This is a genomic window from Pseudomonas sp. B21-053 (assembly GCF_026016365.1).
Taxonomy (GTDB): Bacteria; Pseudomonadota; Gammaproteobacteria; order Pseudomonadales; family Pseudomonadaceae; genus Aquipseudomonas; species Aquipseudomonas nunensis.
In genome coordinates, this window is sequence record NZ_CP087205.1 from 5,377,340 (window position 1) to 5,394,035 (window position 16,696).

The following is a 16,696-nucleotide window of genomic DNA, read 5'->3' on the forward strand; positions in this document are numbered from 1 at the left end:
AATTCTACAGCGTTACTCGCTGCTGTCAACACCTCTTTTTCAACTCCTTTCGTGCCTCGATGAACTGAAGCAACTCACTGCCGAAACCTGCGTAACTCTTTGTTTACCAAGGAGTTTTCCGTTTCGACTGCGCCGGAAGTGGGGCGAATTATAGACTTCCAGAATCTGCCGTCAACCCCTGATTCAGCTTTTCTATCAAGAACCTGCAAAGGCCCCTAAAAACAGCCCGATTCCCTCTATAAAGAAGCGCTTCTATATAGAAGGAATCCGCAACCTCTCGAAAGCAGCCACAGAAATGCATCCAGACCCAGTATCCACACAGGATGCGATTGGATTCCAGAAAGAGGATTCGGACTGAACGAAGTGGATTTGTAAGGAGGTGGTGTCCCAGGGCAGGTTCGAACTGCCAACCTTCCCCTTAGGAGGGTCAATTTAGAGGCAGCCAGGCTTGAGATAGGCCAGCAATTACGGGGCTTCTAGTCCGGTTGCGTCCGAGAAAACGGCCCCGTATAGTTCTTTTTGCTGCCACAGTGCTGTCACGGAGCTGGATTGCTTGAAAACAAAGATTACCCAAAAGCTCATCAATGGCCTGCCCACCGAGCCAAAGGCTTACCGCGTGCATGACACTGTGCAGCCAGGCCTGTTCATCCGCGTGCTGCCGAGCGGGCATAAATCGTACATGGTCACCTGGGGCCGCAACAAGAATGCCACCCTCGGCCGAGTTGGGGTTATGACTCTCGATCAAGCGCGCACCGAGGCCGCCCAGTACCTGGCCGATGCGCACGCCCACGGGGAACCGCTGGCTATCACCCAGGGGCGGAAAGGCGCCGCCCTCCCCTCTTTGCGTCAGTTCATCGACGATACCTATATGCCCTGGTTCGAGACACACCACAAAGGGCATGAGAAAACCCTGCACACGCTCGACAACAACTTCGAAGCGATCATGTCTCAACGTCTCGACGCGATCACCGGCCGAGACCTGGACCAGATCCGCACCGGTTGGATGCAATCAGGCAACAAGCCATCGACGGTAAACCGCAAAATGGGCTCGATCAGCGGCCTATTCAGTAGAGCCGTTGAATGGGAGTACATCGGCGCCCATCCGATGGACAAGCTCAAAGCCCTCAAGGTCGACGCGATGGGGCTGGTCCGCTATCTGGATGCCGACGAGACCAAGCACCTACGCGAAGCGCTGGACGCGCGCCAAGACGAAGCGCGGGCCGAGCGCGAGACTGCGAACAAGTGGCGGGCCGACCGCGGCAAAGAATTGATGCCGAGCCTGCTCGAGCTGCCCTTCACCGATCACCTGAAGCCCATGGTGCTGGTGTCGCTGAATACCGGAATGAGGCGCGGCGAGCTGTTCGACCTTAAATGGTCGGCGGTGAACTTTCAAACGAAGACGATCACCGCCGCCGGCGCCACCACCAAAACAAGCGACACGCGGCATATCCCGATGAACAAGGAAACCTTCGGCGTGCTAGAGGATTGGAAAAAGCAGGCCGGGAAATCTCGGTACGTTTTCCCGAGTCAGGCCGGCGGCCGCCTGGAGGACGTAAAAAGCGCCTGGCTCAATCTGCTGGAGCGCGCCAAGATTGAGGCCTTCCGATGGCACGATATGCGGCATGACTTCGCGTCACGCCTGGTGATGGCCGGCGTACCGCTCAACACGGTACGGGATCTGCTGGGGCACGCCGATATTAAAATGACTTTGCGCTACGCGCATTTGGCACCGGGTACTAAGGCTGCGGCGGTCGAGCTGATTTAGAATGGCGGCTCGAACGGAACGATGGTTCGACTATCCTTGTGTTCGTCTACGTGCTCGAGAAGATAAGACCACCAAATACGGACGTTAAAGCGGTCAATGCGACCAACCCCCTCTACCTCCCAAAAAGTTTCCATAATGGTTGCGTCTGTGGCCAAGAAAACTTTAGACGCCTTGATGGTTTCCCAGATTCGCTGCTCTTCGTAAGTGAGCAGCGTAGGCAGGTGATAGCACGTATTAATGAATCTTTCGCTTTCATCGGTCGACCAGACTTCGGTGATGACACTGGAAAGCGACCAAGTGCTTGTCTCTTTTCCATAGAAAAAAGGTACATCCAAATCGAACGCAATTTCTTCGATTGCCGCCTCAACCACTCCCGTAATGGATTGCCGACGAATACGCGAGATCATCTCGATCATCATCTTAACCTTAGGGTCAAGACGTAACGTCAAGGTCTCTGTCTTCCGTGCGCCCTGGCTGGGCTTGTTCTTCGCCATCTCGTCAACACCTGTCAATTTACGCCTAAATTGAATCCTACCTTTTGCGTCCGGCGAAGTCCATGCGTTCACATTCAGCTTGTGATTGCAGTTGACGTACAGCAAATACAGCAATAGGATTCTTTGGTCGCCCGATCACTCTCGATGGGCATTTGGAGATATCTATGGAACAAGCACACCAAATCGCCCCCCTTTCGGTGAGCGTCGAAGACGCAGCAAGAATCGTCGGTTACTCCCGATCGGGAGTTTATGAACTGATCGCATCGGGTGACTTGAAGGCGTTCAAGCTTGGCCGCCGCCGACTGATCCTGATGACGGAACTCAAAGCGTGGATTGAGCGCGCCGCGAAAGCTGGCACACGGTGAAGCGAAGAAAGAGTAAGGGGCGGGATTTGCGCAGGGCTGCGCGGGGGATTGCTAAGGCGGTGTTAGAGCACCGCCTTAGCGAAAACACACTGGATAGCACCAACGTGAGAGGCAAACTATGACACGCCATTCTTCGACTGAGCAAGACCGCAAGATGATGGAGGCCCTGCGAAATGGTCCGGTATCGACCGTCGAGGCCGCCAAGGATCTGGATATCGTCCAGCCACCCAGCACCATTCGCCGCCTGAGGAAAAAGGGGCACGAAATCCGCACCTACTGGACGCATCAGTCCACGGAACCAGGTCGTCCGCCTCACCGCGTTGCGAAGTACATCCTCATGCGCGAAGCGTCGTAACCATCGAATAGCGGGGGTCTCCTCAGTTTTGAGGAGACCCACTGCGCTTGTCTGCGAGCCGCTGAATGGCCAGAAAGAAATCCTACAAGGTCGACTTTGGCGGCGGTCGAGTGCTGGCCCTGCCCTACCGACTGCTGATCAGTGACGCCTTCGACAATCTGTCGACTAAGGCGGTAACCGTGCTGATCAAGCTGGCCAGGAACTACAACGGCCGCAACAACGGCGATCTGTCTTGCACGGCATCAATGATGGCCGAGGGCCGGCCAATGGACGCCAAGACGCTTGCATCTGCTCTCGCCGAGCTGATCGAAGCGGGCTTGATCATCCGCACCCGGGAAAGCCGCAAAGGTGGTCGAGAGCAAGGTATGGCCCGCTGCGCGCTGTACGCAATCACCTGGGCGAAGGTTGATGAATGCCCGGGTAAAGAGCTTGAGGTCAGTCCTGGCCCACCTCGATTCAAGTTCGTTTGATTTCGAATTTTTCGGTAGGAATTTTTCCGCCTAGTACTGGGAATTTTTCCTAGTGCTGGGTGTGTCGTTTGTCCCATTCCGTCCGGTTGCTCGGGTGATCGATCCGAGTACTGGGAATTTTTCCCAGTGGATTCCAATAAAACCGGGGCCTCCAGAGGTGGGGCTAATGGGAAAAAATCCCACCCTTATTAATTACACCACCACGGGGTATTTAAAATGGTTGCCCAGACGTACAAGCAAGGCCGCTGCACTCATCGTTATGCAGGCAGTTGCAGTCGTGCAAACGGGTACACCTTCATCATGGTCGCCTTCCTTCCTTGGACGATGATCGGAATGTGTCGCCCATGCGCTGAAGAGGTCCGGAAGGATTTGATCTACCAAGTTGAGAAGGGTCGCACCCGTTAAGCAGTTGCTAAGAGTCTTCCCCGCATCTGGCACCACCTGGAATTGAAATCCGCCTGGATTCCGTTCGAAGTTGCCTTGCTTTCAGCAAACAAAAAGGCACCACCCTGTTAAGGGGTAGTGCCACGTTTACTACGATGCTTTCGTAGTTTGTCAGTCAGCGTCTGTGGGAGCGAACGGCTCGGCGCCATCACGAATCGCACGGAGCCCAATCACCGCCGCCCGGGCCACGCGATCGATAAACCCAATCTCCAGGTTTGTGGTCCACCCGCCCATCCCGGCAAGTGCGAACTGAATGGCGTAGAACGCTTCGGTTTCATCGTGGGCCGCCAGGTCGCGCACTTCACTTTCGAAGAAGTCGACACCCTTCTGCCAGTCAGCCGCTACGCCGGGATTGTTCCGGGGCCAATTGATCAACCGCCCTTCGACGTCTCGCGCCGTGAAGCTCAGATCGTCCCGCGTTTGGATGGCAGCGCTCATTTGGCCACCTCCGCCGCGTCCAGCGCTTTCTGCATCTTCTCAACTTCACTGTCGACGTAGTTCGCCCAGTCGTATCCCAGGAAACTGCCGAGGTTGGCCAGATCTTCGATGTCGAGCGACTTGCCGTGCTTCAGGTCCTTGATGATGGCGTTGAACAGAACCCGCATATTGTTGATGCGTTCGTGTGTGGCGCGCAGTAGTTCAAGAGCCTCGTCGGCGATGCTGGCAGGAGTCTGGATCATTTCGCACCTCCAAGGCTCAGCAGGTTTTCAGTGAGCTGCTCGAACGCCTGCTCAGTGTCGGCCTGGTGTGTTTCGGAGAGGTACACCCCAAGATTGGAAAGCCCGGCCGAGTTGCGCCCTGCAGAGTGCTTGTGGTCGTCGCGGATCGCTGTCATGAGCGCGAACATCCAGTCGGCGAACTCCCGGCCACAGTCGACTTGGAAAACGGCCTCGTCTGCGACCTGCTTGTAGCTCTGTGCCTTCGTCTTGATGCTCATTGCGCACCCCCTACGCTGATTCCGCCAAAGGGAGCGGCGCAAGGCACCACCTTCACGCTAATGGCGCCCAGCATTTTCAGTAGGGCCAGATCCGCCAGCTTGATGCTGGCCGGCAGGTTCATGGTTCCGATGATATCCCCACGCACATCGAGGATTTGGATGATATTCTGTTTAAATTGCATGACGTGTGCCTCTAAGCTTCGTCGTGTGATCGCCTTCCCGGTGTTAGCGCACCGGGTTGGCACCTCTTCTTTGATGGCTCAGATTTGAGCCACCGCTTTATCCGTTATTGCTTACCCTTCTCGCTGATCCATCCCGCCGCCCAGCTCAGTGGGTCTTTCGTGCCGATCGGCTTGAGTGGTTTGCCGTCCCGCGCCGCCTGCCTGCCCTCCTCCTCTGTCCCTGTGTGAATCCAAAGCGCTGTAAGTTTGTATCCCGCCGCGCGCTGTCTCTCCTTGTAATCCCGCTGCCTAGCTGCTGCCGACCGTGGAGCCTTGTCCTGTTCTGTCATTGCCCTGATCCGTTACTAGTTACGATGGAGTGAAGATACTCTAGCGTTACTAGTTACGCAATGGCAGGGGTGCAAAAAAATTGCACCCCGGAGATGCGCGGACTTTGCTTACCGGGATTGGGGAACAGGAAGTAGGCAAACTGAGGGGTATCCCGCGATGGTGAATGCCAATGTCGCAGGCTGAGGCTAGTATCTGCTCGGGGGATCGACCCTCTTGGAGAAGGAATTCGAAATGACGAAGCTTTTTGAGAAACGGTTCGCTGAACTCGAGGCGCAGCTAGAAGCGATCGAGGGCACGAAAAAAATGGAGCAAAGCGCGATTACCGGAGCACCTTATCCGCACATTAAGGCCGACCTAATCCTTAATTGGGCTGTCAAAGCGAAGTCTCTCTTGTCTAACACGTGCGGCGAAAAATCCCATCATTTGATGGCTTTCATCGAAGCAGAGAAACCGCGCTCATACTCAAATAACTTTGAAACGCTCCAGCGCATTAAGGCCGTCTTCCTTGCTGCCAAAGAAGATTATGAAGGCGGATACCTCAACACCGTACGCAATCTAGTCCAAGCGGAAGTATTCGGAAGCGAGCTCGAACAAGCCAGCGAGCTGCTTCTCGCAGGGTATGCATCGGCAGCCGCGGTTATCGCCGGGGTTGTGCTTGAAACCACTGTGCGCAACCTCTGCACCGACCAAGGCCTTGATCACGGGAAGCTCGATAGAATGAATGCTGATCTGGCGAAAGCAGGCGTTTACAACACTCTCCAGCAGAAGCGCATCACTGCAATGGCAGGCATTCGGAACGCGGCGGCACATGGAGACGCAGACAAGTTTAACGCCGGGGACGTCAAAGGCATGATTGATGACGTAGAGCGCTTCCTCGCTTCGACCTTGCAATAAGAGCCTCCTGAAGAGATGTGCGGATTTTTGCTCACATCTGGATTTCAGATCAGCAGGTTTGCTCCATTGGTGGAAACCTACCCACCGGTGGTGGAATGCCTCGACTTCCACCCACGGCGGGAGTTACAGCCGCATCTGTCGGATGACCTGGCGCGGATCGGCGCCGGCGGATATCGCTGAGATGGCGTCCTTGGTAAGTTGGTCCAGGGCCTGCTGCTCGAACGCCTCAGCCATCGAGGCCGCCTTACGCACGATCAACAGCGCGAGCTCGGGCGGGAATGTTGTCTTGGATGAATCAGGCAGGTAATTGCAATCGATAACAGACATGGGTGCTCCGGGAGATGTACTCAGATTTGAGTGTATCTCTCTCCAGGCCAGGTAAACCCCCTGCAAAATCTCGCGCCCACAGCGAAGTAGCGCGATGTGTGACGTTTTGGTCTCTGTGTGTTTCGGTCACACTGATCGGCTTGCATTTACAAGCAAGCCTCTGTTGGCGTAATCCAAGGAAGTGTGTCCATGCTGATGAATCGAAGGTTGCCGTCACTATTCTCTAACCAGGTTGTATTGCGTCCCTCCACCGGCATCACCTCCTCTAATGAGTAGCCTAGAAAAAACATTAACATTTCAGCCATATCTTCGGCCTCCCAGGTTCCAAAAACAGGGGTCGACGATAGTCCCGCCATTGAAAGAACACTAAAGTTAACGCCTTGGGGCGATTCTCCAATTAAAACTTTAGGAGTACGATTAAAAACTCGAGCTTTCATAAAAAGGTTTGCCCCGAGCTCTCCAAATTGAACTGGATGTAGAGGGTGCCCTTGGTATCGTGAAAAGAAACTTGTTCCAGCAAACGTCTGCGCCCCCATATCAAATGCAGCGAGTATCCCCACCCCACCCAACCTGAGATACATAGTACGATTAGCGATATCATCCTTGTAATCAAACCGCAGGTCTGCATTTGCTGGTTCTTGAACCTCAAAAACAAATAATGATGCAGGAATATCACTTTCCATTATTGAAAATTGCATCGGTACGCGGCATGACTGAAGAATAAGATGAAGCAATTGAAATTGCTCCATATCTTCTGCACTGACAATGTTGCCCGCACCTGGCTCCCGACGATCTAGGGAAAGAAATAGCTCTCGATAAAGCAACCCGTAAAAAATCTTCAGGACCCACACAAGCAAACGCCCGCGATCCATAGACGCCACTTCAGCCGCCCCTGCAATAAAGCGCTCTTGAACTTCTTGTTCTATATTGGACAGGCACTCATTATTACAAGTCTGACAGCAAGGAATCACTAGCTGCCTGTACGCCAATCTGGTTCCATTCAGTAGCGTCATCGGTTTATCCCAAAGCCCGAAATGGTGCAGAAGCCATTTAGGAAACACGTGTTCCCGGCTTTTCATATTATTTTCAACGGCACTACCACATAAAAAGCACGTAGTTTCTGAGAAATCGTGATCACGTATAGCGTTATAAAGTGACGGCTTAGACATCTTCTGCTCCTTGAAATGTGGTTATGGTGCGTTTGGCACGGGCTTAGTCCTACCTTAATAATACCGCCTGACAGCAGGCTGGAGCAGGTGTGATCGCGGGTGTTCTCTCCCGTGGGGAATGACATCGCACCGCCCCACGCATTTTTGGAGATGCGCCGAAAGCTCGGCCGGGCTCACATTTGAGCCGGGGTGGTGAAACGCTACCCCGTCAAACGTCGCAAGCCGGCCCGAGATATCGCCAAACCCCGTGGCATCTCTTCCGCGACACGTTTTCATAATTCGCAAAACGTGTCACGACACCTGCCCTACCGAAACGGGAGGTCAGGTTTGATATCCGGGGATCGGACCTCAAGTCAATTCCCACCAACGGTGGATATTCCTCAGATTGAGGATAACCCCCACCATTCTCCGAAGCGCTCCAATAACCACCCGGCCTCAGATTGAGGGTGAATGGCTGAGCTGAAAACCCTTCTGTATCACTTTGCCTATCTCCGAATTACTGCAACAAAAATTCCCTCCTTGCTCCCCTCCAAACCAACTATTTCAGTCCCGTTTAATCCCGTTCTGTGTAGCACCTTAGGTGCACCTATAAAACACTGGATAAATGATCAGATCATGCCTAATGTGAGTTTTTGAGTCATTCAAAACCCCATTCGAGGCCACCCCATGAATACAACCAAACCCGCCCGAGGACGCCAGCACAGACCAACTCGCTCTGAAGTTGCAGCGGCCTGGGGCCGTCTTCGCAATGCCGCCGCCGACGGGAGTGTTCAAGCTTCCGCGCTGCTGATCGCGCTCGCAGAAAACAAACCCGTTATCGCCATGGAATCGACCGGCGCATGACTGATCGTGACAAAGCGGGGAAATGGAAGCCCGGCCAATCTGGCAACCCGGGCGGCCGCTCTGGCCAGACACAGGAGATTCGCGCACGACTGGCCGAGGGTGCCGATGCCGTCACAAAGAAGGTGCTGGCAGCGGCCAAGAAAGGCGATATGCAAGCCTGCCGTTTGATCCTTGAGCGCCTCGTGCCGCCGATCAAGCCTACTTCCGAGCCCGTGCAATTCGAACTCGACGACACGGACCTTCCCAGCGCAGCCCGATCAATCATGCGTGCCGTCGCCGGCGGCCAACTCGCTCCCGACCAGGGCAAGTCACTCATCGAAGGCCTGGGCGCCGTAGCTCGAGTAATCGAGGTTGCCGAACTGCAAAAGGCCGTTGAAGAACTTCGCGAACAGATGGAGGGAATGCAGCAATGAGCCTCAAAGCGTTGAAGGCAGAGATCAAGCGCATTGCCGACAAGATTGGCATCGACGAAGAGATGGTAGTGCTGATCGTGCTCGCGGTAGTGAACTGCAGCAAGACGCCAATCGACCTTCCTGAAACAGTCGGCCACCTCGTCAATTACCGCATTGCCGACTTGAACGTCCCGCTCTACTTCCCTTTCTGCGAGATGAGCAGTTCCGAAGCTGAGGATATGGCCAAGGCGATGATTCTTCACGTCCGAACGGTAGAGCGTCCGAAGGGCCCTGGCCAGGTGGGAATTATGGATATGTGCCCATTCCCGCCCCAAGGCGCCTGGAGAATGCGCCGGCCAGACGAAGGCGTCAGCGTGGCTGAGTACGTTGCAAAGCAGTACTTCCAGATTGTCGAGGCGCGCAATGAACATCCGTAACCAGATAGCACAGCTACAGCAACGAGCCTGCCACTCGCAATTCAGCAATGACGTCCGAGACATCAGCAACCTGATGGATGAATTAGGCGCCGCGGCTGCCGGCGGTGGCTGTATTCGAGGGGAAGTATCGCTACTCGAAATCTTGAGCGAAGCCCCGGCCCAACACCGGCCAAACCCAAGCCTACACAATCAAAAGGAAACTCAATGAAAATCGGCAAACGATCAGTTCTCAAAGTTGGCTTGGCCAACCTCCATTACTCCGAATACGAGCACTCCCGCATCGAGGCTCAAACCTTTTCCATCCAGCGTCCCGACGGGACAAAGGGCACCTGGCAAGCCGGCGGCCTGATGAAGTCGGCCCGCCACCTCCACACTCTCGCCCTGGAGACGTTTAAGGACGCGGGCGAGGACATTGCATCAATCCGCGAAAACAAAGACTTCAACGCATCCGCTATCGAGCGAATGAGCAAGGAGAAAATCGAGGGCGTTACTGCCTCCTTGCTCCCGGCAATGCAGGCCGTCGCAAAGGATATGCTCACCCTGGCCGAGACGGTCACGCAGGGCTTCTCCCCTGTCACGCCGCGCGCCAGCACCGACATCGTGGGCTTCCTGGCCGATCAAGAGTTGAGAACCCTCGTTCGCGGGCTCGGTGCGGATGAGCGCCGCAACCTGTTGGCCGATGCACGGCAAGGCGGCCACCCTGAAATTGTTGAGGCTGTTTTGCGGGCAAACCCCATGCTTTCTGGCCTCAGTGCCGAATCAGCGGCGAGCCTTTCCCGGGCGGGCATTGCCGCTTCACGGGCCGACGACCTGGAAGCCCTGAGTCAGATGCTGGCGGTCTATGACGATGTGCTCGCCACTACGTCCCAGGTCGGAGTGTCGCTCAGCGGAATGGTTGCGAACTCGGCGGGCTATGCCGGTCGATTTGAAAAATGGCGGTCCGGGTGTGACGGCTCGGAAGCGTTGCGCGCCTGGCTCGACAAGATCCCCACTCGAGGCAAACCAAAAGCAGCCCCGGAAGAATCCGAAGCCGCCTAATCAGATCAGCGAGCGGCCGCCATTATGCGGCCGTCCCCACGGGAGCCCAGCTTTGACCACCTACCAAGAACGCTTCGCCGAGGCGTGCAAGACAAACCGTTTTGCATCGTACCTACTGAAACAGGGGCCTGATTCTGGATACCTGGTGTGGGATGTCCAGCACGTCCGCGATGGCCAGAAGGTGACCATTGACGGTCCTTTCTTCACCGAGGACGAAGCGCGGGTATCGGCCGATCTGATGCGCGGAACGTTCCGCGGTGCCCGGGCCTACGAAGTGATCTACGACCGGATTTGGAATTACGACCCGCGGCGCGAGCAGGTGACATTCGATCAAGCGCGTATGTCGCGATCGCTTCTCGCCATCCGCCTGGGCGTGGAAGTCCCCACCAATAGCGCCACAGGCGCGCTGGAGTAACGCATGACAATGGCCACAAGTTATGGCGCCAAAACACGAATCTTGCTCAGTGGCTCGCTCGCGAAGCTGTTCGGGCGTGAGCACAATTACGAGCTTTCCACCGGCGATGTGCGCGAAGCGGTTAAGGCAATCGATGTGAACCGCCCGGGTTTTGCGAAGTATCTGGCTGACGCGCGAATGCTGGGCTTCGAGTTCGCTATTTTCCGGAATCGGAGGAATGTCGGAGAGGTGGAGCTCGACCTCGGAGGAGCCAGGGAAATACGCATTGTGCCGGTGATCTGCGGCAGCAAGCGCGCGGGGAGCCTGCAAACGATTATCGGTGTCGTGCTGATCATTGCGGCCACGATCGCGACCGGCGGAGTTGGTGGTTTTGCCGCTGGCGGAGCCTGGGGGGCTGTGGGAGCGGCAGGCGCCTCTATGGCAATTGGGGGCGTTATACAGATGCTTAGCCCTCAGGCGAGCGGACTTAAAAACAGTGCGGCACCGGAGAATACGCCAGGCTACGCCTTCGGCAGCGCCAAGAACACCACCGCCAGCGGCAACCCGGTGCCGCTGTGCATCGGTCACCGCCGGTGGGGCGGCGCGATCATCAGTGCAGGGATCTATGCAGAGGACCGGGTATGAGTGTCTTCCGTAACCCACCGCTCAGAACCGTAAAACTTTACGGTCAGTTGCGTCAATTCGGGAAGTCTTACCCGCTCGCCGTGCGCACGCCTGCCGAGGCAATCAAAGCGTTGTGCGTGCAGATCCCGGGCTTCGAGCGATTCCTATCGAACGCAAAATCCAGAGGACTAGTGTTCGCTGTTTTTCTTGGGAAGAAGAATATCAGCGAGGCTGAACTCGGCTATCAAGGCGATGGCGACATCATTATTGCGCCCGTGATTGAGGGCAGTAAGCGCGCCGGCATGATGCAGACAATCATCGGCGTCGCACTGATAATTGTTGCCACTATTGCAACCGGAGGAGTCGGTGGGTTTGCTGCTGGCGGCGCATGGGGTGCCGTTGGGGCGGCAGGAGCATCAATGGCCATTGGTGGTGTGATTCAGATGTTAAGCCCAGTTGCTAAAGGCCTATGTACCAGCGCAGCGCCCGAAAACACCCCCGGCTACGCCTTCGGCTCAGCGAAAAATACAACCGCTTCCGGCAATCCAGTGCCGCTCTGTTATGGCAAGCGCCGAGTCGGTGGCGCGATCATTAGTGCCGCCATTTACGCCGAAGACCAGATGTAGCCCAGCCGGTGATACATTCGCCCATTTCCAGGAGAAAAAAATGCAAAGGATTATCGCAGTCGGCGTGATTGTGTTGGCACTGGGCGGATGTACCACCTCGCCCCAGGAAATGAGGACAGAGGGGCCGCTGAAGTCCTTCACCACTTCTAAACCAGAACAGCAGGTAGCAGAGTGCATTCTGTACGCGTGGCAAAATGAATCACTGGCTGGAGCCCATTACAACGTAAGTCTTCAGCCGAGGCCGAGCGGCGGCAAGTCAGTGGTTAGCGCCAACAACAGAGAAATGGCAGACGTGATCGGCAGCAAGGAGTCAACAAGGGTTCAGTTCTTTTCCAGCAGCAGCATGAGCTGGATTTCAGACCGCCGCGCCGCCAGCATCAGACCTTGCTTGTGACGATCTGAAAGGGTCGCACATACCCCCCAATTGGGCGCTTTCACCTTCGCAATTCCGATGGCCCAAATCTGGACCATCGGAGATGTGCTCAGCTTTGAGCGCAGCTAATGCGAGCGAAGTTGCTCGCATCAACCGCGCAACCTTTAAGCACCGCCGGCCCTAGTTACATCATAGAAGCGACGAGTTGGCGGAGCGTTTCTCTTCGCGGCTATTCACTCTGAAGATCAAGTTTAATTAGCAGATCAAACAAATGACGGCCTACCTCATATCACTCTTCCCGAGACTTTGAAAAACCAAAAATCTTTTCTTGTTGATTGACAAAATAATCATGTGTGAATGAAATAATATCCACATAATCCTCATAAATTATATGCAATTGATTACTATAGTGCTCCGATCGCGGGAAAACTCGCCAATGGACTGGCTCCCCAGGAAACACTTCAACCTCACCATCGCTACGTAAAACTATAATACGATCATCCATTTCTAGGACGGTGCCAAATGGAGCAGTCCCTGTCGAAACAACATCACCATCAAACGGAAGACTCTGACCACCTAAATACTCAAACTTAGAATTAGATTTTTTTTCGGACTTATAAGATGAATTATAATTACTGACAGATATCGCTCCGCCAGATATTTTGTACATCTTCTCTCTGCTACCCCATACGAAATCAGGCTCAACACCACTCAACCCGAAGATTTCTCGCTGATCAATTATTCGATCAAATACACGAATTTTCTTCTTAGTTCCTGGATCCTTCTCTTCTCTGAAGCTAGCCATGAAAGCATCTTCAGAGGTCCATCCCATAACGCTTTGAAACGCCCAATCGCAAGCGCTGCAGGCTTGGGTGGCGAGTTGCCTGGCATTTCCAAGTGTGTCAAAACTGCTTCGTGGAACACTAAAATCGAACAGCCCATCAGTTCCGGCCGCTGTGGCCAGTGCACTAAAACGCTCGGATGCTTTAACTTGAAATATGCTTGCGTCGTGATGTTTATTTAACCTGCTTTCTCTTGAGCGAGTAGAGGCTGTTCGAGGAAAAGAATAGAGCCCTTCGTTGCCACCTGCAAAGAATTGATTGTAGTAAATTTCCGTATCGGTAGGGAGAAAATCAAACGGACTAGTCTGCGTCGACCAATACTCGCGAGATTGCATGTTTTCCGAATGCAAATTAACTTCAGACAATTTTGAAAGCTGTAGCTTTATGGGATGCTCAACGTGGGGATCGCGCAATATCCTACGAACCTTAGTATTATAGAACAGGTCACTATCGGAAAAGGCAACTCTAATTGCTGTTTGAATTTCTAGATGCTGGTTTGCGATGTCATCTACAAATTCCTCCCAGGCAACTTTATGGAGTTCTCCTCCGTCGCCCAAAAGAATAAGCTCGCCTGAATAGATTTGAGAATCCCAAAAGCTTCCGAGTATGCTAAGTTTCACAGAGCGCATTTTTTGCCCCTATGTATCTTGGCCATCTGCGCTTTCGAGATAAATCCGAACCCCTTCCAGCTCGTCAAAATCACTTCTGTAGGCCTATCCCATGGAGCTATCCAATGCGCAACCGGATAACCGTGCCAATTTTCATGAGAGTCGCCCACAAATTTAGCTACATGGAGAGGACATCCAATGGGCGGCGGCGCTATGCCAATAGGCTGTACAGAGCCACCACCGACATTTAGGCCCCAATAACAATCATTTCCGAACCAGTCGGCTGAAGCGGCAAGGTCAAAACACCCTTTTTCTTCAGGAAGAGAGATTGTCCATTGTGACTTCACTCCTGCAAAAGCTTTATTTCGATGCTGCGGATTTGGCGTGTAGATCAAAAGCCCTCTCCCTGAGCGAATACCGAGTTCCTAATAGTCTCGAAGACTCCTACGCGCCTTTCTTGATGTCAAGCTCTCTTAGGGTATGCCTATCCAGATACGGGCAGATTTCGCCTTTTTCAGCCTTTTCGCTTGATAAGTAACACCCAAAGTGAAACAGTATTAGGAGAACACCCTAACTGATACAGGCACCCATCATGTTCATCCGTGCATACCTCCGAGCATCGACCGAAGAGCAGGACGCTGGCCGCGCCCGCGAATCGCTCGAGCAATTCGCCGCCGATCACGACAAGGCTATTGCCAGCGTGTACCTGGAGAATGCCAGCGGTGCGACCGCAGACCGGCCTGAGCTACTGCGTCTGCTCAATGATGCACGCAAGGGTGATGTGTTGTTGGTGGAGTCGATTGACCGCCTCTCGCGCCTTCCTGTAGAGGACTGGCAAAAGCTTAAGGCCGCTATCGACTCCAAGGGCTTGCGCATCGTCGCGCTCGATCTGCCGACCAGTCACCAAGGAATGCAGGACACCAAAGGTGACGAGTTCACCGGCCGGATGCTGGGGGCGATCAACTCAATGCTGGTGGAAATGATGGCCGCGATCGCGCGCAAGGATTACGAGCAGCGCCGCGAACGTCAGGCCCAGGGCATCGAGAAAGCCAAAGCTGCTGGAAAGTATCAAGGCCGGCCGATTGACGCTGATCTACACAAGCGCGTGACCGAACTACTCGGCGCTGGCCTTGGAATCCGCGCAACTGCTCGACACGCCAGTTGCTCGACCACTACCGTTCTGAGGATCAGGGATCACATTGCCTTGGCTTAAAAAAGTAATTGGAAGTTCATAGCTGAGTGTTCGTGGATTTGCCTTGGCGTGCGATGGAAAGTACGCATATTCTCAAAGCGGCACTCGGCGCGTGCTGCCGAGCCAAATTTCCAACCTTGCGGACTAAAGAATGGAAGCTAATTGGGTTTTCGGAATCGGTACGATCATTGCCACACTGCTTGGGCCGATCCTAGCGGTTCAAGCGCAGAAGTATCTTGAGCGCGTGAATGAGTCCAGAAACCAAAAAGCCTGGATATTTAGTACATTGATGGCAACTCGAGCCGCAAGGCTATCCCCCGATCATGTTCGCGCCTTGAACATGATAGATCTAGCGTTTAATGGGGGCCGTTCGAACCGCAGAAAGGCCACAGAAACTGACGTTTTGGATACCTGGCGTGACTACCTGGAACACCTCACATTGACGGTAAATGAGGGCAATGTAGAAAGGTGGGCCGAGAAGCAGCAAGAGCTTTTGATTTTAATGTTGAGTGCGATGGCCACGGATCTAAATCTTCGCTATGACCGAGTACTCCTACGCAACGGGGCCTACATTCCAAAGGGCCATACTGATCTTGAGCTCGACCAACAAAAGCTGAGGCACCACGCGATAGAAGTTCTATCAGGGCGGCAACCAATCAGCATGAATGTGACTGGCTTTCCTTTTAGTGAGGAAATGACAAATTCCCAGCTGAAGTTACAAGAAGGCCTCTCTGAGGTTCTATCTGGGCAAGGTCACCTTAAAATTCGAATAGAGCCTGAAAGCTCGGCGGATACTCCTGAGAAGCCGCCGGCCTGAACTTCTGCCGGCGGTTCGACCTTCAGAGATCGATCAAGCGTCGAAAACAAAAAAAGCCCCGCCAGACTGACTCTGAACGGGGCTCTTTTTTACCTGCTGCTGCCACCCTGCTGTCACCGAGAAATTGAGCTGTCAGGAGAATGGCTTGAAAGGCTTGATTTATATGGTGTCCCAGGGCAGGTTCGAACTGCCAACCTTCCCCTTAGGAGGGGGATGCTCTATCCAATTGAGCTACTGAGACACAAGATCGCCCGCGAGGACTGCGGCACGATGACGGCGAGCATGTTAACGGGCAGGCCTGCTTTTGTCATGTCGTCCTTAGGCTTTTTAAGTGTAGGCAAACGCCTACCGCTTCCACGGCATTAATAACCGTGCAAATTGCATCACCTCAAAACGCCATCATTGCAAATTGCACTGTCGGCCCTCAGAGATTTAATGCTAATTCATTGTTTTTAAAGGACTTAATAGGCTTTAGACTCTTGGCATGCGGACTGCTTTAGCTGTTCTCCAAGAACAATGGAGGATAACCCCATGAACGGCGCCCTTTTACTCTCGAATGCGATCGCCCTGGCATTGTTGCTTGGCTTTCAATTCATTCCCGAGAAGGACTCCGAAGTGGTGGCCAAGCGCATGCCCCATTACCTCCAGCTGCAGAAAGCACCTCAATTGGCGGTCATGAGTGATCAGCAGGCTTGGGTGAATCAGGAAGTGAGCCAAGAGAGCACTCTGTTACAGGCGCCCTCTTCCGAACGATTGGTATTTTGAATCCCTCTACCAG

The 16,696-nt window shown here is 54.1% G+C and carries 24 protein-coding genes and 1 tRNA gene; 15 read left to right on the top strand and 10 right to left on the bottom strand.

Going from position 1 to position 16,696, the window contains the following annotated elements; all coding sequences use genetic code 11:
* The first annotated feature begins 553 nt into the window (after window positions 1-553).
* Complete coding sequence (locus LOY68_RS23975; protein ID WP_265040366.1) at window positions 554-1,765, top strand: site-specific integrase; 1,212 nt, start codon at window positions 554-556, stop codon at window positions 1,763-1,765.
* Here the strand turns inward: LOY68_RS23975 and LOY68_RS23980 are convergent.
* Window positions 1,762-2,259 (bottom strand): hypothetical protein, encoded by a 498-nt coding sequence (locus LOY68_RS23980; protein WP_265040367.1) that lies wholly within the window; start codon window positions 2,257-2,259, stop codon window positions 1,762-1,764. The genes LOY68_RS23975 and LOY68_RS23980 overlap by 4 nt on opposite strands.
* A 164-nt stretch (window positions 2,260-2,423) precedes the next feature.
* Between LOY68_RS23980 and LOY68_RS23985 the strand changes: the two genes are divergently transcribed.
* The 3 genes from LOY68_RS23985 to LOY68_RS23995 all read left to right on the top strand — a co-directional run bounded on the left by LOY68_RS23985 (window position 2,424) and on the right by LOY68_RS23995 (window position 3,449).
* The gene (locus tag LOY68_RS23985) at window positions 2,424-2,624 is read left to right on the top strand and encodes a helix-turn-helix domain-containing protein (RefSeq protein ID WP_265040368.1); all 201 of its coding nucleotides are present in this window, start codon (window positions 2,424-2,426) and stop codon (window positions 2,622-2,624) included.
* A gap of 118 nt (window positions 2,625-2,742) precedes the next feature.
* The gene (locus LOY68_RS23990) at window positions 2,743-2,979 is read left to right on the top strand and encodes a helix-turn-helix domain-containing protein (RefSeq protein ID WP_265040369.1); all 237 of its coding nucleotides are present in this window, start codon (window positions 2,743-2,745) and stop codon (window positions 2,977-2,979) included.
* Window positions 2,980-3,044: 65 nt separating this feature from the next.
* Window positions 3,045-3,449, top strand: coding sequence for a helix-turn-helix domain-containing protein (locus tag LOY68_RS23995; protein WP_265040370.1), 405 nt, complete (start codon window positions 3,045-3,047; stop codon window positions 3,447-3,449).
* Between the two features lie 555 nt (window positions 3,450-4,004).
* Here LOY68_RS23995 and LOY68_RS24000 read toward each other — a convergent pair.
* The 4 genes from LOY68_RS24000 to LOY68_RS24015 are packed head-to-tail and all read right to left on the bottom strand — an operon-like array spanning window position 4,005 to window position 5,012.
* Window positions 4,005-4,331 (bottom strand): hypothetical protein, encoded by a 327-nt coding sequence (locus LOY68_RS24000; protein WP_265040371.1) that lies wholly within the window; start codon window positions 4,329-4,331, stop codon window positions 4,005-4,007.
* A complete protein-coding gene (locus LOY68_RS24005) occupies window positions 4,328-4,573 on the bottom strand; it encodes a hypothetical protein (RefSeq protein WP_265040372.1) in 246 nt (81 codons plus the stop codon). Before LOY68_RS24005 ends, LOY68_RS24000 begins: the two co-directional genes overlap by 4 nt.
* The gene (locus tag LOY68_RS24010) at window positions 4,570-4,830 is read right to left on the bottom strand and encodes a hypothetical protein (protein ID WP_265040373.1); all 261 of its coding nucleotides are present in this window, start codon (window positions 4,828-4,830) and stop codon (window positions 4,570-4,572) included. Before LOY68_RS24010 ends, LOY68_RS24005 begins: the two co-directional genes overlap by 4 nt.
* Complete coding sequence (locus LOY68_RS24015; RefSeq protein WP_265040374.1) at window positions 4,827-5,012, bottom strand: hypothetical protein; 186 nt, start codon at window positions 5,010-5,012, stop codon at window positions 4,827-4,829. Before LOY68_RS24015 ends, LOY68_RS24010 begins: the two co-directional genes overlap by 4 nt.
* Before the next feature lie 561 nt (window positions 5,013-5,573).
* On the opposite strand from LOY68_RS24015, the gene LOY68_RS24025 reads away from it, so the two are divergent.
* On the top strand, window positions 5,574-6,236 hold the full coding sequence (locus LOY68_RS24025; RefSeq protein ID WP_265040376.1) for a DUF4145 domain-containing protein: 663 nt from the start codon (window positions 5,574-5,576) through the stop codon (window positions 6,234-6,236).
* Window positions 6,237-6,359: 123 nt separating this feature from the next.
* On the opposite strand, the gene LOY68_RS24030 is transcribed toward LOY68_RS24025, so the two are convergent.
* A complete protein-coding gene (locus LOY68_RS24030; RefSeq protein ID WP_265040377.1) occupies window positions 6,360-6,563 on the bottom strand; it encodes a hypothetical protein in 204 nt (67 codons plus the stop codon).
* A gap of 146 nt (window positions 6,564-6,709) precedes the next feature.
* Window positions 6,710-7,732, bottom strand: coding sequence for a hypothetical protein (locus LOY68_RS24035; protein ID WP_265040378.1), 1,023 nt, complete (start codon window positions 7,730-7,732; stop codon window positions 6,710-6,712).
* Between the two features lie 839 nt (window positions 7,733-8,571).
* Between LOY68_RS24035 and LOY68_RS24040 the strand changes: the two genes are divergently transcribed.
* From LOY68_RS24040 to LOY68_RS24070, 7 genes are all read left to right on the top strand, one after another.
* A complete protein-coding gene (locus tag LOY68_RS24040; protein WP_149088400.1) occupies window positions 8,572-8,988 on the top strand; it encodes a DUF5681 domain-containing protein in 417 nt (138 codons plus the stop codon).
* Window positions 8,985-9,404, top strand: a complete 420-nt coding sequence (locus LOY68_RS24045; protein WP_265040379.1) for a hypothetical protein — start codon at window positions 8,985-8,987, stop codon at window positions 9,402-9,404. The genes LOY68_RS24040 and LOY68_RS24045 overlap by 4 nt, the downstream gene beginning before the upstream one ends.
* Before the next feature lie 204 nt (window positions 9,405-9,608).
* On the top strand, window positions 9,609-10,442 hold the full coding sequence (locus LOY68_RS24050) for a hypothetical protein (RefSeq protein WP_265040380.1): 834 nt from the start codon (window positions 9,609-9,611) through the stop codon (window positions 10,440-10,442).
* Window positions 10,443-10,494: 52 nt separating this feature from the next.
* Window positions 10,495-10,857 carry a hypothetical protein gene (locus LOY68_RS24055; protein ID WP_265040381.1) on the top strand — a complete coding sequence of 121 codons (363 nt, stop codon included), beginning with the start codon at window positions 10,495-10,497 and terminating at the stop codon, window positions 10,855-10,857.
* Window positions 10,858-10,860: 3 nt separating this feature from the next.
* Window positions 10,861-11,481, top strand: a complete 621-nt coding sequence (locus LOY68_RS24060) for a tail assembly protein (protein WP_265040382.1) — start codon at window positions 10,861-10,863, stop codon at window positions 11,479-11,481.
* On the top strand, window positions 11,478-12,086 hold the full coding sequence (locus LOY68_RS24065; protein WP_265040383.1) for a tail assembly protein: 609 nt from the start codon (window positions 11,478-11,480) through the stop codon (window positions 12,084-12,086). Before LOY68_RS24060 ends, LOY68_RS24065 begins: the two co-directional genes overlap by 4 nt.
* Before the next feature lie 40 nt (window positions 12,087-12,126).
* Entirely contained in the window at window positions 12,127-12,480 is a 354-nt protein-coding gene (locus tag LOY68_RS24070) for a hypothetical protein (RefSeq protein ID WP_265040384.1), read from the top strand.
* A 268-nt stretch (window positions 12,481-12,748) separates the two neighbouring features.
* Here LOY68_RS24070 and LOY68_RS24075 read toward each other — a convergent pair whose 3' ends face one another.
* Window positions 12,749-13,930, bottom strand: a complete 1,182-nt coding sequence (locus LOY68_RS24075; RefSeq protein ID WP_265040385.1) for a hypothetical protein — start codon at window positions 13,928-13,930, stop codon at window positions 12,749-12,751.
* Entirely contained in the window at window positions 13,918-14,304 is a 387-nt protein-coding gene (locus tag LOY68_RS24080; RefSeq protein ID WP_265040386.1) for a hypothetical protein, read from the bottom strand. The genes LOY68_RS24075 and LOY68_RS24080 overlap by 13 nt, the downstream gene beginning before the upstream one ends.
* Before the next feature lie 197 nt (window positions 14,305-14,501).
* Between LOY68_RS24080 and LOY68_RS24085 the strand changes: the two genes are divergently transcribed.
* Window positions 14,502-15,122, top strand: a complete 621-nt coding sequence (locus tag LOY68_RS24085) for a recombinase family protein (protein WP_265040387.1) — start codon at window positions 14,502-14,504, stop codon at window positions 15,120-15,122.
* A 130-nt stretch (window positions 15,123-15,252) separates the two neighbouring features.
* On the top strand, window positions 15,253-15,918 hold the full coding sequence (locus tag LOY68_RS24090; protein ID WP_265040388.1) for a DUF6680 family protein: 666 nt from the start codon (window positions 15,253-15,255) through the stop codon (window positions 15,916-15,918).
* A gap of 164 nt (window positions 15,919-16,082) precedes the next feature.
* Here LOY68_RS24090 and LOY68_RS24095 read toward each other — a convergent pair.
* A tRNA-Arg gene (locus tag LOY68_RS24095) sits at window positions 16,083-16,159 on the bottom strand.
* 290 nt (window positions 16,160-16,449) lie between these two features.
* Between LOY68_RS24095 and LOY68_RS24100 the strand changes: the two genes are divergently transcribed.
* A complete protein-coding gene (locus LOY68_RS24100) occupies window positions 16,450-16,683 on the top strand; it encodes a hypothetical protein (RefSeq protein ID WP_265040389.1) in 234 nt (77 codons plus the stop codon).
* Window positions 16,684-16,696 lie beyond the last annotated feature (13 nt).

Coding starts and splice junctions, on each gene's coding strand:
- LOY68_RS24025 (WP_265040376.1), top strand. CDS start 5,574: ATGACGAAGCTTTTTGAGAAACGGTTCGCTGAACTCGAGGCGCAGCTA.
- LOY68_RS23980 (WP_265040367.1), bottom strand. CDS start 2,259: ATGGCGAAGAACAAGCCCAGCCAGGGCGCACGGAAGACAGAGACCTTG.
- LOY68_RS24100 (WP_265040389.1), top strand. CDS start 16,450: ATGAACGGCGCCCTTTTACTCTCGAATGCGATCGCCCTGGCATTGTTG.
- LOY68_RS24035 (WP_265040378.1), bottom strand. CDS start 7,732: ATGTCTAAGCCGTCACTTTATAACGCTATACGTGATCACGATTTCTCA.
- LOY68_RS24075 (WP_265040385.1), bottom strand. CDS start 13,930: ATGCGCTCTGTGAAACTTAGCATACTCGGAAGCTTTTGGGATTCTCAA.
- LOY68_RS24070 (WP_265040384.1), top strand. CDS start 12,127: ATGCAAAGGATTATCGCAGTCGGCGTGATTGTGTTGGCACTGGGCGGA.
- LOY68_RS24000 (WP_265040371.1), bottom strand. CDS start 4,331: ATGAGCGCTGCCATCCAAACGCGGGACGATCTGAGCTTCACGGCGCGA.
- LOY68_RS23985 (WP_265040368.1), top strand. CDS start 2,424: ATGGAACAAGCACACCAAATCGCCCCCCTTTCGGTGAGCGTCGAAGAC.
- LOY68_RS23995 (WP_265040370.1), top strand. CDS start 3,045: ATGGCCAGAAAGAAATCCTACAAGGTCGACTTTGGCGGCGGTCGAGTG.
- LOY68_RS24030 (WP_265040377.1), bottom strand. CDS start 6,563: ATGTCTGTTATCGATTGCAATTACCTGCCTGATTCATCCAAGACAACA.
- LOY68_RS24040 (WP_149088400.1), top strand. CDS start 8,572: ATGACTGATCGTGACAAAGCGGGGAAATGGAAGCCCGGCCAATCTGGC.
- LOY68_RS24060 (WP_265040382.1), top strand. CDS start 10,861: ATGACAATGGCCACAAGTTATGGCGCCAAAACACGAATCTTGCTCAGT.
- LOY68_RS24090 (WP_265040388.1), top strand. CDS start 15,253: ATGGAAGCTAATTGGGTTTTCGGAATCGGTACGATCATTGCCACACTG.
- LOY68_RS24050 (WP_265040380.1), top strand. CDS start 9,609: ATGAAAATCGGCAAACGATCAGTTCTCAAAGTTGGCTTGGCCAACCTC.
- LOY68_RS24065 (WP_265040383.1), top strand. CDS start 11,478: ATGAGTGTCTTCCGTAACCCACCGCTCAGAACCGTAAAACTTTACGGT.
- LOY68_RS24005 (WP_265040372.1), bottom strand. CDS start 4,573: ATGATCCAGACTCCTGCCAGCATCGCCGACGAGGCTCTTGAACTACTG.
- LOY68_RS24045 (WP_265040379.1), top strand. CDS start 8,985: ATGAGCCTCAAAGCGTTGAAGGCAGAGATCAAGCGCATTGCCGACAAG.
- LOY68_RS24010 (WP_265040373.1), bottom strand. CDS start 4,830: ATGAGCATCAAGACGAAGGCACAGAGCTACAAGCAGGTCGCAGACGAG.
- LOY68_RS24085 (WP_265040387.1), top strand. CDS start 14,502: ATGTTCATCCGTGCATACCTCCGAGCATCGACCGAAGAGCAGGACGCT.
- LOY68_RS23990 (WP_265040369.1), top strand. CDS start 2,743: ATGACACGCCATTCTTCGACTGAGCAAGACCGCAAGATGATGGAGGCC.
- LOY68_RS24015 (WP_265040374.1), bottom strand. CDS start 5,012: ATGCAATTTAAACAGAATATCATCCAAATCCTCGATGTGCGTGGGGAT.